The following is a 15,645-nucleotide window of genomic DNA, read 5'->3' as shown; positions in this document are numbered from 1 at the left end:
CGGGTGTTGCTAGCGCACGTAGTCGGCGCCGTGGTAATGCACCAGGTCCTGTTCTTCCAGCTGGATGGCCGCGACGATATAGACGGTGCTTACAAGAGCAAAAACCGCATGCGCGAGGGTCATCGTCGGCGTCGCCCAGGCGACGATAATCCAGCCGACGTAGAGCGGATGGCGCACGAGTCGGTAAAGCCCTGGCGTACAAAACGCTGGGTGCCGGTATGCGCGTCCGCGGAAGTTTGCCCACACCTGCGCCAGGCCGAAGAGATCGAAGTGGTTGATCAAGAAAGTGCTGACCAACACGACCGCCCAACCGACCACATAGAGGGTGATCAGGGTGATGCGACCTGCCTCACTGGTCACGTTCCAGCAGAGTCCTCCGACCGGCTGCCATAACGCCATCAGGGCTGCCAGCGCGACCGAAGCAAAGAGGATATAGGTGCTGCGTTCCGCGGCCTGCGGAATGATCTTTGTCCAGCGTGCCTCGAATCCCCGCCGTGCCATGCCGCTGCACTGCCGGGCAAACAGCGACAGCAGCCCAAAGTTGATGAATAGCGCCTCAAGCATCGGCCGCGTGGGTTCCGCATCGAGGCTGGTGGGCGTGCCGAAATTGCCGATGAAGCCGATCGCGTATACAAAGACGACCAAAAAGAGCAGATAGCTGAGGGCCCCGTAGGCCAAGATCAACGTGCGTTTCATAAGGGGTTCCTCCAGTGTTTGGGTGTTGCTGAATGCGTATGGAGGGCAGTATTCAGGGTTGGCGGCCGCAAGTAATGACGCCCGGGTGACCATCTGTTGACCGTTGTCTGACCCACAGAAAAAACTTAGTAAAGGGTCTGTTTTGACCCATGGAGGCGCGGTGTCAGGACCTTCGTTTGTCCGCCGAGGGGAAGGTCCCGAGACGGGGAGGGGGCCATCGGAGGAAAGGCACCGAGGTTGCCGGAGAATGAGAGGGCCTGGCGGCTTACAGCAGCTTGGCGGGCTCTGAGCTCAACCAGTCGAGTCGGACCTGCTCCATGTGATCGATCGCGGAGTGCGCGTCTTGCGCAATAAAGTCGACGTCGATCAGGTTGCCAAGGTTTGGTTCCAGATCGGTGATATGACCGCTGACCATGATGTGGGCGCGTGGCTTAGACACCCGGCAATCCAAAATGAGTTTGGCCAGGCTGATGATCATGTCAGGCCGGCTGGCTGAAATGCCTAGAAACTGATGGTCGGAGCGGGAGAACAGCGACACGAGCTCCTTATGCGGTTTGCTGGTTTCCACCTCGATGTCCCAGCCGCGCCGGCGGAACATATCAGCGGCGATCGTCACGCCCAACGTGTGGTATTCACCGGGGACGGCGGTAAAAAACGCGTGCCGTGAGTTATTGGGTAGCGGTGGCACCAGCGATCGTCGGAGCTTCCGCAGGATGGCGTGGAGCCGTCCGGAGGCGATGGTCATCTCTACAAAGGTTCGGGTGTCTTCCTGCCAGCACTCGCCGAGTCGCTCGGCGGCGCCGGCAAAGTAGCCAAGATAGATCGTGTCCATCGACACGCCGCTTAAGATCGCCTGATCGATGACTCGCTCGGCGCGCTGCTGGTCGGGGCAGGTCAGCGCCTCACAAAACAGATCCAGCTGCAGGGGCGAAAGCCGGTCGGCGTCACTCCCGTTGGGTGCCAGGGTGCTGGCCAGCGAATCGGCCAGGTTGGCAATGATGTCGCCCGCAATCTCTGTGATTGACTCCTCGGGCAGGCGGTGCAGCGGACCAGGCTGGCTGATCGAGCCGGGGCCTTCTGTAAGCCCGGCTTCACCGTTGCCGGCGTGAAGAGAGTCCGATGTCACGAGTCCTGCTTGTCCTTTTCAGCATCGCTGGCTGACTGGCGCGCCTCGACGACGCGCGTACTAGGGTGGTGATCCTGGGTCAGCTTCAGGGTCACAGAGCCCCCATTTACGCCGCTAGACGACGCAAAACCGGGCCAGCTTTTTCTACCCCATATTTGTAAGATATGTTAGACAAACAAGTGTGTCAATATTAATTGACACAGTCTGTCGAATAACTATTATGGGACGTCGGAAGCCCGTCATTACGGATGCGTGTTAAGGGATGCATCCACGGGTGTTTGGGCTGCAGCGGCCTCATTGGAGACAACGTTTAGTGCGGGAAACGAAGCATAAGAAAAAAGCTGGACAGTCGATCCTGCTGACAATCGTGACCCTGGATCGACACCTGGCGGCCTCCATTGGGCGAGCCAACAAGGCGCTTGCAAAGCACTATCCGGGGTTGGAAATCCGCCTGCATGCTGCCACCGAGTGGGCGAACCATCCCGACGCTCTGGCGTCGGCCATCAAGGATGTCAGCGCATCGGACCTGGTGGTCTGCTCCATGATGTTTGTCGACGATCAGGTCCAAGCGATCATGCCCGCGCTCGTGCAGCGACGAGAGCAGTGCAAAGCGATGGTGTGCTGCGTATCAACGGAAGAGCTGGTCAAGCTGACACGTATGGGCCAGCTCGACATGAAGAGAGAGCGCAAGGGTCCGCTGGCGCTGCTCAAGAAGCTTCGACCCAAAAAAGAGACGGGTGTAAAAAACGGCCACACGGGCGCCGGGCAGATGGCCATGTTGCGACGCCTGCCCAAGATCCTGAAGTTTATTCCGGGAACGGCGCAAGATCTGCGCGTGTATTTCCTGGTGATGCAGTACTGGCTGTCCGGATCGGACGAGAACGTCGCCAACATGATCCGGTTGCTTGTCGCCAAGTACGTGACCGGCACCGGCGCTGGCGACGTGCCGCCGCCCATCGAGTATCCCGAAGTGGGTTTGTATCATCCAAGCCTGCGAGACAAGGTTTCCGAATCGCTGGAAGATCTCCCGGCGAAAAACGCTGCGCCAACGGTTGGTCTGCTGCTGCTCCGCTCTTACGTGCTGGTCGGCGATGCGCGCCATTACGATGGGGTAATCGAGGCGCTGGAGCATCGTGGCCTGCGCGTTGTGCCGGCGTTTGCCAGCGGGCTGGACCAGCGGCCGGCGATCGAACGGTTTTTTATGCGCGACGGCAAACCCACCGTTGACGCGGTGCTCTCGCTAACCGGTTTTTCACTGGTTGGGGGTCCCGCCTATAACAATGCTGCGGCCGCGGAGGAAATACTTAAGCGACTGGATGTGCCCTATCTGGCGGCCCACGCGCTGGAATTTCAGACGCTGGAGGAATGGAACCAGGACGACCGCGGGCTCTCGCCGGTGGAGTCGACCATCATGGTCGCCATTCCAGAAATCGACGGTGCGACCGTACCCTCGGTGTTTGGCGGACGCTCGAGTTCAACCTGCGGGCATTGTGAGGGCTGTTCCCGCCAGTGTGAATTTAAAGACGGCGCCGCCGGCAGAGACATGATCGCTTGCACGGAGCGGGCCGACCGGCTGGCTGACCGAGTGCAGAAGATTGTGCGTCTGAAACACGCGGAGCGCGCCGACCGTCGTCTTGCGATCACCCTGTTCAATTTTCCGCCGAACGCCGGCGCCACCGGCACCGCTGCGTACCTGTCGGTCTTTGAGTCGCTGCATCAAACGCTGGGTGCGCTGAAGGTCGCGGGCTATCACGTTGAGATTCCCGAGACAGTCGACGAGCTGCGTGATCGCGTGCTCGGCGGCAACTCATCGCGCTATGGGCAGGACGCCAACGTACACCAGGTGATCGCGGTGGATGACTACGTTCGCCGGGAAACCCACCTGGCTGAGATCGAGGCGCAATGGGGCCCAGCGCCGGGGCGCCAGCTGAGCTCAGGCTCGTCGCTGTTTGTGCTGGGAGAGCGGTTTGGCAACGTGTTTGTCGGCATTCAGCCAAGCTTCGGCTACGAAGGCGATCCGATGCGGCTGCTTTTTGAAAAGGGGTTTGCGCCGACTCACGCCTTTAGCGCCTACTACCGATGGCTGCGGGAAGATTTCGACGCCCACGCGGTGCTGCACTTCGGCACCCACGGGGCCCTTGAGTTTATGCCGGGTAAACAGTCGGGCCTCGGCGAGGCCGACTGGCCCGATCGACTGATCGGCGACTTGCCGAACTACTATCTCTATGCCGCCAACAATCCCTCCGAAGGCGCGCTGGCCAAACGTCGAGCCAACGCCACGCTGATCAGCTACATGACGCCACCGCTGACGGAGGCGGGCCTGTATCAGGGGCTCAATGATCTAAAGGCGACGCTAGAGCGCTATCGCGGCACGCCGCCAACGGCCAAAAACGAGCTCGCCGAGATGCTCGAACTGATCCAGGCACAGGCGGCGCTTGTGGATCTGGCGCCCGCTGAGCCGGCCTGGGAAAACCCCGCACAGGAAGCGGCAGCGCTGGGCCAGAAAATCCTGGAAATGGAATATGCGCTAATTCCCCATGGCCTTCACGTCGTCGGCGTTGCGCCGAGCGAGCAGGATCGGGTTGATATGCTGGCCGCCATTGCCGCGAGCCGCGATGATGGCGAGGTCTCTCGGGATACGCTTGGCCAACTCGTTGCCGGCGTCACGCCTGACGAGCTGGCGGACAACACCGAACACCGATCGTTGCTCGTCGAGCTGGCTGAGACCGATCGACTCCTGACCCACGAGGCGGAGCTGCCGGCCCTCGTGGCAGCGCTGGATGGGCGTTTTGTGGCGCCGGCACCCGGAGGCGATATCGTTCGTAACCCCGAGGTGCTGCCGACGGGCCGCAACATCCACGGTTTCGACCCGTTTCGCATCCCGTCCGCGTTCGCCATGCAGGACGGCGAGCGGCAGGCGCAGCGTCTACTCGACACCCACATGGCAGACGGGTCTCCCATGCCCCGAACGATCGCGCTCGTGCTCTGGGGGGCTGACAATCTGAAGTCTGAAGGAGCGCCGCTCGCGCAGGCGCTGGCGCTGATGGGCGCGCGCCCCCGCTTTGATGGTTACGGTCGGGTCTGTGGCGCCGAATTGATTTCGCTGGAGGAGCTCGGCAGACCGCGGATCGACGTGATGACCACCCTGTCGGGTATATTCCGCGATTTGCTGCCGCTGCAAACGCGGCTGCTTTCCGAGGCGGCGTATCTGGCGGCAAGCGCCGAAGACGAACCGGCGCCCATGAACTTTGTGCGGGCCAACACGCTGGCATTTATGGCGCGTAACGGTACCGATCTGGAAACCGCCGCTCTGCGGGTTTTCTCGAATGCTGAGGGCGCTTACGGTGCCAACGTCAATATGCTGGTCGATAGCGGCAGCTGGAATGACGATGACGAACTCGCCGAGGCGTACAGCCAGCGTAAATGTTTTGCCTTTAATCGTAAGGGCACCGCCACCGCGCAGCCGGAGCTCCTCAACAGTGTCCTGTCCAAGGTTGATCTGGCATACCAAAATCTGGAGTCGGTGGAGCTGGGTGTGACCACCATCGATCACTACTTCGACACCCTCGGCGGCATCGGCCGGGCCGTCAAGTGTGCGAAAGGAGAGGCGGCGCCCACCTACATCAGCGACCAGACCCAGGGCGAAGGCAAGATCCGAACGCTGGCCGAGCAGGTGGCGCTCGAGACACGCACCCGAACGCTGAATCCAAAGTGGTTTGAAGGGATGCTCGAACACGGCCATGAGGGTGTGCGGCAAATCGAAGCGCAGCTGACCAATACGGTCGGCTGGTCGGCCACCACCGGCCAGGTCGACCCATGGGTGTACCAGCGGGTGACCGAGACCTTTGTGCTGGACGAAGCGATGCGTAAGCGTATTGCTGAGCTCAACCCCAAAGCGTCGGTACGACTGGCCAATCGCCTGATCGAGGCACACGAACGGAACTATTGGTCCCCGGATGAGGAGACGCTCGAAGCGCTCAACCGGGCCGGCGACGAGCTCGAGGATCGGCTGGAAGGCATCGCCCTAGGCGCTGACTGAGCCAGGGCGCCTGCTCGGCGTCCGTCCGATCCGCAAGCAGCAAAATCCTTAACAACGACCCTCGGCGGCACCATTGCCGCCATATTCCGACGTGAGGCGTTGTATTGGCTCGCATACACATCCCGCTCGGCTCTTAGCACTCCGTTGGGCAGCGCTCGGGTTAGTGTTAATTGGTGGCAATAGCCGGTAAGGCACTGATTTTCCGTGAGCTTGGTGTGAAATTCGGGACTTTTGCCTGCCAATTATGACAAATATCCCTAAATCTTCAACGCCTAGAATACCTGATTGCTCGACAGCGACACTTCGTGGGTTTCGGGTTAACAATCCGGCGGATTTTCTGCGTTCGACTGACGTGTCGGCAAGCCTAGCTCCTCTCGCCGTCGTCGTGTCAGGGTGGCGAACACGCAGCGGGGAGCGTTTGGCGCACTTGGGTTGAATTGCGCAGTCAGCGGCCGTGTCGGCACAGCTGCTAACGGCCGATTATTTGCTTAACTAATTCATTAATAACGTTTTTCTAAGGCTGGCACCCAGGCTTGAAAGCGTAGTGTCAGCCACCGTTCACGCGAACTCACGTTGGCCCGCAACCGCAAATTCCGGGTCTTCGGACCGAGTGGTGCCAAACCCGAGAAACTGCTTGCTCCGCGTTGTTACAATTTGTTACCGTTGTGTCCGTGTTGTTTCACAGCGCAAAAAAACCCCGCCAATGCGACCATTTGGTTGCTCAACTGTCGCCTATGGCCAGGCGTTTCTCCCGTCGTGTCTGTCTTTTTTCCCTCATAATCGCTGCCAACAGTGCATGGGCGGCAAACCAGACGCAACCGCCCTCCTGGGACCTGCAGGATCAGTCGAACCATCGACTAATCATTGCGACCCCGAGCGAGATCGACGGCGCAGCCGTCACGTTTGACGTCATTCAAAAACTTGCCGGTGAGCCTGGCGAAAAGACGATCACGCTGGCCTTCGATGACGCGACGGTTGCGCTCATCGGCGGCAAAGGTCGCTACCTCGTCGCCTATACCGACGCGGAAAAGAAGCGTTTCCCCGCCGAGGGCTATCACCGAACCGAGCCTCGGGTTGTGCGCAACCTGCTGGCCGGCGAGATCATCAGCGGTTCCTCGCCCGCCGCGATTGAGATGCTGGACGGTACCGCCCAGCGCAAGTTTGCTGACTCCCCTTCAGACCACGCGGACTTCTTGCTCGCTCAGCTGCGAGTCGGAGATCCCTTCCTTCAACGCCTCAGCGCCGCCGAGATTCTCGGGCGTCCCTCGTTGATGGAGCAGTTCAATGCAGACCAGACCAGTCAGGTTTGGGACTTTGCCGCAGACGTCAACCGCGACCCCATGGCGCGAACAATGGCTCTGCGAATCGGATTTGCCAGCGATGGCTACACAGAACGAGCCAGGACGGTGGTTCGCGGGCTGCTCGATACCACGCCGGTGTCGGTTGTTCGTAACGACATGTACTGGCCCGGGCTGGTCTATACAGCGTTGATTGCGCTAGCGGATCAGTTTTCACCCGGGGAGAAGGACCTACCCGCTTTTGCCAGATGGATGGGTGCTGCCCATCGGGGTGTTGTGGAAGCAGCGCTTCGAGGCATTGGCAAAACCCAACCTGAGAGGGAGCTCACGGAAATCTATCGGGCCTTGGCGCAGCCATTTTTGGCGGCTGAAGCTCGGCAGGTGCTGCAACAACGTGTTCAGGGGGTTAGCAAGCGGTAGCCACTTGTGGCGTAGCCACGGTAGCCCGTTTGACCATTTCAACTTGGGAGGTTCTGCGTGAAACGACGCTCGTTTAGGGGGTTCTATACCCTCGTTCCACTACTTATCGCCAGCGTGGTCTTTGGGCCACTTGCACTGGCGCAAACCAAAGACGGTCCACAGGTCCACGAGGCCGTGCGAACCGGCGTATCCCCGCCGCTGAGGCAGCTCGCCAGAGAATTTGAGGCCAACCAACCGGCCCGACCCAGCGAGCAACAAAAGCCGCAAACCGTGCCTAACATTCTGAAGCCCGATTTTCTCGATCGCGGCCGCAAGCAGGCACCGGCCTTCGATCCGACTCGCAAAGCGCCAACCGATAAGCGCGCTCCGACGCTGGATCTGAGCTTCGACGGCTACAACAACCTGGACAACGTTGAGGTCTTCGGCGGCCAGATTTCGCCCCCTGACCCGAACGGTGACGTCGGTCTGAATTTCTACATCCAGTACATGAACCTGGGCGTCAAGATCTTCAATAAGGCTGACGGTTCACTCGCAGCAGGCCCCCTGCCAGGAAATATTTTCTGGACAGGTTTCGGCGGACTCTGCGAATCGAACAACAACGGTGACCCGATTGTTCTGTATGACGAAGTCGCCGATCGCTGGCTTTTCTCGCAGTTTGCTGCGCCAGTTTCCGCCAACGGCCGCCAGTGCTTCGCGATCTCCCAGACCAACGATCCCCTGGGTGCCTATAACCTTTACGAGTACGCCATTCCGGGCATCGACTATCCGAAAATCGGAATCTTCGATGACGAGACCGGCGCTAGCAGCGGTTACTACCTGACCACCAACAACTTCCCCGGCGGAACTTTCGGAGGCGTGTCTATCATCGCTGCCGATCGCGACGCGATGCTGGCTGGTGATCCGACCGCAACCTTTATCGAATTCGAGGACCTGGCAGGCAGCAGCCCAGATTTTGCTTTTGCCCTGCAGCCAGGCCACATTGAAGGAACGGCCGTTGCGCCCGCGGGTACCTGTAACGTCATCATCCAGGCCTTTGACGATGAAGTCTGGGGTGTGGGTGGTGGACCCGACGGGTATCGAATCTGGGAATTCTGCCCGGATTTCGACACGCCGGCTAACTCAACATTCTCGGCACCAACCCTGCTTGAATCTGCCGCCGAGTTTGACTCCGAACTTTGCGGTTTTGGCGCGTGTATCCCACAGCCGGGTACGCCTCAGCTGCTCGATTCGCTCAGTCAGTTCACGATGTATCGGGCCGCAATCCGCGTTAATCCGACTTCCGCACCGAATTCAACCCGTTTGGTTCTCAGCCACACGGTTGACGTCGGAGGCGATCAGGCGGGCGTGCGCTGGGTAGAAATCGACTACGCCTCCGGCGCTTCAAGCATCGTTGATGAAGGCGTTTTTGCGCCGGATTCCGAGAATCGCTGGCTGCCGTCTATCGCGATGGATATCTCCGGCAACATCGGCATCGGCTACTCGCTGGGCAGCGAAAACACCGAGCCTTCAATTTACTACACCGGTCGCGAGGCCACCGACCCGGCAGGCACGCTTCAAACGGAAGCCTCCTGTGTCGACGGCGGCGGCGTCCAGACCGGATCTGATCGCTGGGTGGACTACTCCTCCATGAGCGTTGACCCGGTCGACAACTGTACCTTCTGGTACACGACTGAGTATTACGCGGCCACCAGCGCAGTCACCTGGAACACGCGCGTGTGCTCGTTCCGGTTTGAGAGCTGCGGCGTAGACCGCGTTGTGCTGACCGAAAACACCGGCAACACCGAACAGCTGGTCTGTACTCCGGGCAACCTCGAGGACATCGGTCTTGACGTAGCGCTGAGCACGGGCGCTGTTGATCCTGTGGACATGAGCACGGCTAACCTGCCGGCTGGCTTCACGGTGGACTTCACCGCCAACCCAGTTGACCCGACGCCAGGATCTACCGTTGCGCAGATTTCCGTTGACGGCAGCGTCGCTTCTGGGAGCTATACGTTCGACCTCATCGGCTCTGCCGCAGGTCTCGAAGACGGGGCCGTTCCGGTTACCGTGGGCGTATCTAATGGGGTACCGGCGAACGCACCTGAACTGATCGCGCCCGTGAACGGCATCCGCGACATCGGCGGCACCGTCACGTTTGAGTGGGCCGCCGTACCTGGCGCCACCAGCTATCGCCTCCAGGTGAGTGAGTTTGGCGCCATTGTCGTCGATCAGGAATCCACCGAGACCACGTTGACCGTAGACATGGATCTGGAGCCTGGCGACTACTTCTGGCGCGTCGCAGCGATCAACCCGTGTGGCGAGTCAGCCACTTCGCCGGTGAACACCTTCACGGTGGCAGCGGCGGCTGGGGCATTGGTACTGCTCGTCGACGACGATGACAACACGCCTGACGTCAGCGATTTCTATGCAGACTCGCTGCAGAACCTCGGCCTGACCTTCGACGTCTTTGACACTCTGAACAGCGACACCACCGAACCTGACGCCGCAACTCTGGGCGACTACCAGGCCGTGGTTTGGTTCAGCGGTGACGAGTTTGGCTTCCCGGGCACCTCAGGTCCTTCGGCCGACAGCGAAGTAGCGATCTCCAGCTACCTCGATGGCGGCGGCTGCTTCCTGATCAGCTCGCAAGACTACTTCTTCGACAAGGGACTGACCCCGCTGATGACCGACTACCTCGGCGTTGCCGCAGGCCAGTCTGACGTCGCGCAGGGTACGGTCACTGGCGACAACGCGTTTGCCGGCCTCGGTCCCTACACCCTGGACTACGGCGCTGCTGGCTTTAGCAACTTCAGCGACCAGCTCGACCCGATTGGTCCAGACACCATCACTTACCAGGGTGATTCCGGAAACAACTCTCAGGTCGCCGCTACCGGCGTCAGCAACGGCGTCTACAACGCTGCTTACCTGGGCTTCTCGTTCCCGGCTGTTCCGACGCAACCCAACCGGGATGCGCTAATGGAGCAGTTCCTGGTCACCACGTGTGGTGTCGGCGGCAGTGCCGGTGGTGGATCGCTTGAAGGTACGGTCACGGTTGCGGGAACCTCGCTGCCGATCGAAGGTGCCCTCATCACAGCGACCCGTGCCGGTGCCAGCGTTACGGCCCTCAGCGGCGAAGATGGCTCCTACAGCTTCGACGTCCTGACCGCCGGCTTCTACGTGCTGGAGATCGATGTACCCAACGGTGGTGATGTTGATCCGACGATCAACGTCGAAGTCACCGAAGGTGGTATCACCGTATTCGACTTTGCGGTCGATGCGCCTGCCATCGCGTTTGACTCCTCGGCGGTCGTTGAGACGCTGGGCAGCAACGAGTCGGTCACCAACCCGCTGGTCCTCAGCAACCTCGGCACGTTGGCCCTCGACTACCTGGTGAACATTGGCAGCTACGACTTCGGTCTGCCGGCGGCACCGCTGTCAGCCTCGGGCAACAACAACGCAGTCGGCCGGCGCAGTTCTGCCGGTGAGTCAGCGGCCCTTACTGCGCCTGAGTATCAGCGCGGGCCTGCCGACTTCACGGCACTGCCAGGTGACGTCCTGCTGTCAGCACCGTATCCAGAGGGTTCACCCCTCGGTATCACCATGTCGCCGGAAGGAGACATCTGGGTGGCTGACCTGTTCAGCGGCAACACCGTGCGCTACAACTCCTCGCTGTTTATCGAAGAAACGATTCAGCATCCGAGTTTCGGCACGACCACCGGTGTGGCCTTCGACAGCTCAACCAACACCCTGTGGTGGCTGGACGCTGACTTCCCGGCAATGGTTCAGGGCGACCTCGACGGTAACTTCCTGAACTTCTTCATCCCGCCGACCTCGCCTGGTGGTCTGATCACCGGTGTTGAATACGACGCAACGCTCGACGCGTTCTTCTACATCGACATCGTGACGGACGACATCTACGCTGTGGATCGTCTGGGTAATCTGCTGCCGGGTTATCCGGTTCCGCAGACCAGCCTCGACACCGGCGCAGGCCTGTTTGGTAACGGCCTGGATGTCATCGAAGGCAAGCTGGATGTGCTGGTGGGTGAGATCTCTGCCGGTCAGGTGACGCAGTCTGAAATCACCGACATCTTCGGCACGAGCCTCGGCGTCAACACGCCGCTCGCGGCCATTCCGGATGACTTCATTAACGACCTGGTCCGCAGCAGGCTGGATCCGAACGGTGTGGTGTATGTGGTCGGTAATGCCACCAGCGCCATCTACGCCGTCGAGCCGGCTAACCTGACCCTGGCAACGCCATGGGCCAGCGCTGAGCCCGAGGTTGGAACAATTCCCGCCGGCAGCGATGCGATGCTGGATCTAACCTTCGACTCAACGTCACTGCCCTTCGGCAGCTACAGTGCTGAGCTGAACGTTGGCGGTAACTTCGTCAACCAGGCAGAAGCCAAGCCGCTGGGTCTGACGGTTGAAGGTGCACCGGGTCTGTCTCTGTCACTGACCGCGTACCTGGGTTCCGATACTGGCGACCTGTGTGCCGTCGGTGGCGGTTCCGACACGTTCCCCGCCGAGACGACTCAGGCCCTCACTTTCTGTGTGGATCTGGCGAACACCGGCGACACGTTCTTCTCGAACCTGAGTGTCGAAGTGCCGTCCCTCAACATCACGCTGGACGACATGCTGCTGAAGGTCGGAACACCGCCGCTTGGACCGGGCAGTGAGCTGACCTACTACTTCGTGGTTGCCGCGCCCAGCGGGCTGCCGTCTGCCATCGAGGCAACGGCGAGCGGTGATCCGAGTGATGCCGGCGGCGATCCGATTCCGGGTCCGGGTACTCAGACGTCAAGCGATTCGGTGACGGTCGACCAGGGCAACACGCCTCCGGTTGCGCTGAACCGTAACGTGAGAACCGATGAGGACGTGGCAACGTTCGTGAGGCTGCGTGGAACCGACGAAGACGGCGATCAGCTGACCTTCACGGTGACTAGCGGTCCCAGCAACGGCACCATCAGCGGTACGCCGCCGACGTTGACCTACACGCCAGACGAGAACTTCAACGGTGTGGATTCGCTGACGTACACCGCCAGCGATGGAACCTCCACCTCCAACGAAGCGACCGTGGCGATCACGATCAACTCGATCAACGATGTACCCATGGCTGATCCGCAAAATCTGGCTACCAACTCGGGAACCTCTGTTGCTATCACCTTGACGGCAACCGACGTGGAGACCGCAGCGCTGGATTACGCGGTGGTGAATCTGCCCAGCAACGGCGCCCTCACGGGTATTCCGCCGGTGCTGACCTACACGTCCAACCCGGGCTTTGTCGGTACGGATTCATTCCAGTTCGTCGCGCTTGACGGCACTGACTCTTCGGCAGAGACCACGGTGTCCATCACCGTGAGCGATCCGAACGGACCGCCGATTGCTAACGCCCTGGAGACCACCACGAGTGAGGATTCGCCGATCGCCATTACGCTGTCCGGCTTCGACCCGCAGGGTGGGGTGCTTTCCTACACCTTGCTGAGTCAACCGGTGAGCGGAACGCTGTCGGGTACCGCGCCGAACCTGGTCTACATGCCTGGCTCCGACTATAACGGTGCTGACGCATTTACCTTCCAGGTGAACAACGGTGTGGACAGCTCGAACGTCGCAGCGGTGAACATCAACATCGCAGCGGTGAACGACGTCCCGGTCATCCAAGGTGAGTCGTTTGACACGGCGGTTGGAGCCGAAGTAGCTGGAAACCTCAGCGACAACGACTCCGACATCGATGGCGACACGCTGGCCTACGAGGTGCTCTCAGGAGTGCAGAACGGCACGCTGACGGTTAACCCCGACGGCACGTTCACCTACGAGCCCAACGCCAACTTCTCCGGCGTCGAACGCTTCACCTACGGTGTAACCGATGGTGCAGCTGCCGGCCAGGCTGAAGTGGTCATCAGCGTTGGCGAGAGCCTCTTCCGTAACGGCTTCGAATAACCGAAGCTCACAAGTAAGGAGAAAAGCGCGGCTTCGGCCGCGCTTTTTTTTGGGTGGGGGTTTCAGCCTGGCTGGCCGTGCTGCTGGCGAAGAGCGCTCACACTCCCAACGGGGCGCTTCCGATATCACTCGAGCGTTGATGAACACCTTGGCGTGTTGTGCGCGTCTTAAATTATTGAATTACAAGTTTATTTTTGCCTGCGGCGTGAAAAAGCCAATCAACCGGCTAATTCCTGCAACTTTTTGTCGGCTGGGACGTATTACTGATAACAGCACAGCAGGTAGGCAGGATCGAAATGAAACACTTCCACACCATCATGAGCGTTTTCGCCGGAGTCTTTTGCCTAATTTACGATCTGTGGATGATCCAGGCGGGCCATCTGCCAGCGGTCACGATGATGTTGGCGCTGGTCGCCTGGATGGGCCTGCTGCTGGGTTTTTTTGCGAGACGTCAGCGTGCAGCGCACACTCGCCACCTGGCAAATAATTTTTAACCCGCTTCTTATCAAACCACCAGACAGCGGACTCGGGCGTCAGCGCGGAATCCACTACATCTGTTCGCCTCCCCTGTTCGTTAGAGTCCTGACCGCCGTTTTTCGGCAATTTCTCAGCGGGCCGGACAATCCTTTTATCCGCGTCAAAAAGACTCTCGATTTTTTATTGATGAGGGTTGGCAGAGTCTTGTGGCGTCGTTCGGCCTTAGCAGCAACACGCTAGCCACCCGGCATAAAGCGGTCATGGCGTTTGCCTCAGGATCTTGAAGCCTTTTGCTAATTGAATATCGGCCGATACCTGAATATTTTGGGCGCGGCTTGGCTTGAATGGATGCAGTAGACGGGCGATGCCCGCGCCATTCGTGAACCATGCTGGGCACCGGCCCTTGGTGCGGCGTGATTCGCCATCGCCATTTACTGAAGCTGCTGCAGTGCTGCCACGTTGGTATCCGGCTTTTCTGGGGTGGGTCGAACGCAAATTCTGCTGGAGTACGGCATTGACGACTCAAAAGAGCCAGTCGTCACGACAGCCGCCACGCAATCAAGCCCGCGTCACAGGGAGAGCTGGCTGTATGCCGACGAAGCTGCGGAACAGGTGTACCGACGGGCCCCTCTCGCTCAGCTGCCTCCTCACACCACTGATGGGATCAATCTGAAGCCAAAATGTACAGGCCTGGCCCGGAAGGGATCCGCGCCCGCTTCATCGACATCACGGCCATCTCCACCATTCCCCCAATAACCTTATTTGGAGTCTTCGCCGCGCCGGGTGTTGCACCGGCCCGGGTCCATTCCACCTAAGTACGTCCCAGCGTGCTTAGGCTGATCAAGGCCTTTGGCAGCCCCTCCTTCATGCCAGGACAGCCAATGCAGCACAACGTCTGGGTTGGATACATGAGGGCGGCTGGCGCATTCAACCGGAGCCGATACCGGGCTGCGGTGCGGGTTGCCCGGCTGGCGAGATTGGGTGCGGTTTACGTCGCGGTTTAGCTGAGATGGTCAGTGGCCTGGAAGCAACGCGTTATCTGCGCAGTTGCTGTTAATCAGTTTCAAGCTGATCTTGCCGACGCCACTCGCAGGAAGCTACGCGCCTCGGATGAGGATTCGGCGGGACTAAGACGAGGCGGTAGTGGGCTTACCACCGCCGGTGTAAACGCGACCCAGCGGGTAACTGGGATGCCGCGCAAAGCGCCGAAACTTCATTGCCGGCGTCACCGCCGGCAATGAATAAGCAGGAGTGCTTCAGCTCAGCGCTTCAGCGTTGGTTTCGCCGGTTCGGATTCGAACTACCTGCTCCAGGGCGTGCACAAAAATCTTGCCGTCGCCAATCTGGTCTGAATTTGCGGCCTGGGCGATAGCCTCAACAACAGCGTCGACCCGATCGTCGGTGACGGCGATCTCCAGTTTGACCTTGGGCAGAAAATCCACCACGTATTCGGCCCCCCGGTAAAGCTCCGTGTGGCCCTTCTGGCGGCCAAAACCCTGCACTTCCGTAGCCGTGATGCCCTGCACGCCGACTTCGGACAGGGCGGAACGTACGTCATCGAGTTTGAACGGTTTGATCACCGCCGTCACCATTTTCATTGGTCTATAGCTCCTAGTTTCAGATCGCTTACTTCATGGCGCCATGCATGAACTCGGGGTAGGCCTCCATGCCAC

At 60.0% G+C, this 15,645-nt stretch carries 7 protein-coding genes; 4 read left to right on the top strand and 3 right to left on the bottom strand.

The window, feature by feature from the left end:
- Nucleotides 1-9: 9 nt before the first annotated feature.
- Both mddA and AAF358_09790 read right to left on the bottom strand, forming a co-directional pair.
- Nucleotides 10-696, bottom strand: a complete 687-nt coding sequence (gene mddA / locus AAF358_09795) for a methanethiol S-methyltransferase (GenBank protein MEM7705832.1) — start codon at nt 694-696, stop codon at nt 10-12.
- Between the two features lie 265 nt (nt 697-961).
- Nucleotides 962-1,822, bottom strand: a complete 861-nt coding sequence (locus tag AAF358_09790; protein MEM7705831.1) for a hypothetical protein — start codon at nt 1,820-1,822, stop codon at nt 962-964.
- Nucleotides 1,823-2,135: 313 nt separating this feature from the next.
- Here AAF358_09790 and AAF358_09785 point away from each other — a divergent pair, with 313 nt between their 5' ends.
- The 4 genes from AAF358_09785 to AAF358_09770 all read left to right on the top strand — a co-directional run bounded on the left by AAF358_09785 (nt 2,136) and on the right by AAF358_09770 (nt 13,989).
- A complete protein-coding gene (locus AAF358_09785) occupies nt 2,136-5,861 on the top strand; it encodes a magnesium chelatase subunit H (protein ID MEM7705830.1) in 3,726 nt (1,241 codons plus the stop codon).
- 734 nt (nt 5,862-6,595) lie between these two features.
- Complete coding sequence (locus AAF358_09780; protein MEM7705829.1) at nt 6,596-7,579, top strand: hypothetical protein; 984 nt, start codon at nt 6,596-6,598, stop codon at nt 7,577-7,579.
- A 57-nt stretch (nt 7,580-7,636) separates the two neighbouring features.
- The gene (locus AAF358_09775; protein ID MEM7705828.1) at nt 7,637-13,495 is read left to right on the top strand and encodes an Ig-like domain-containing protein; all 5,859 of its coding nucleotides are present in this window, start codon (nt 7,637-7,639) and stop codon (nt 13,493-13,495) included.
- Nucleotides 13,496-13,791: 296 nt separating this feature from the next.
- Entirely contained in the window at nt 13,792-13,989 is a 198-nt protein-coding gene (locus tag AAF358_09770; protein MEM7705827.1) for a hypothetical protein, read from the top strand.
- 1,239 nt (nt 13,990-15,228) lie between these two features.
- On the opposite strand, the gene AAF358_09765 is transcribed toward AAF358_09770, so the two are convergent.
- Nucleotides 15,229-15,570, bottom strand: a complete 342-nt coding sequence (locus AAF358_09765) for a P-II family nitrogen regulator (GenBank protein MEM7705826.1) — start codon at nt 15,568-15,570, stop codon at nt 15,229-15,231.
- Nucleotides 15,571-15,645: the final 75 nt, after the last annotated feature.

The organism is Pseudomonadota bacterium (assembly GCA_039033415.1).
Classification (GTDB): domain Bacteria; phylum Pseudomonadota; class Gammaproteobacteria; order Xanthomonadales; family SZUA-38; genus JANQOZ01.
The sequence above is the reverse complement of the archived record's forward strand: the minus strand, read 5'-3'. Positions and strand labels throughout refer to the sequence as shown.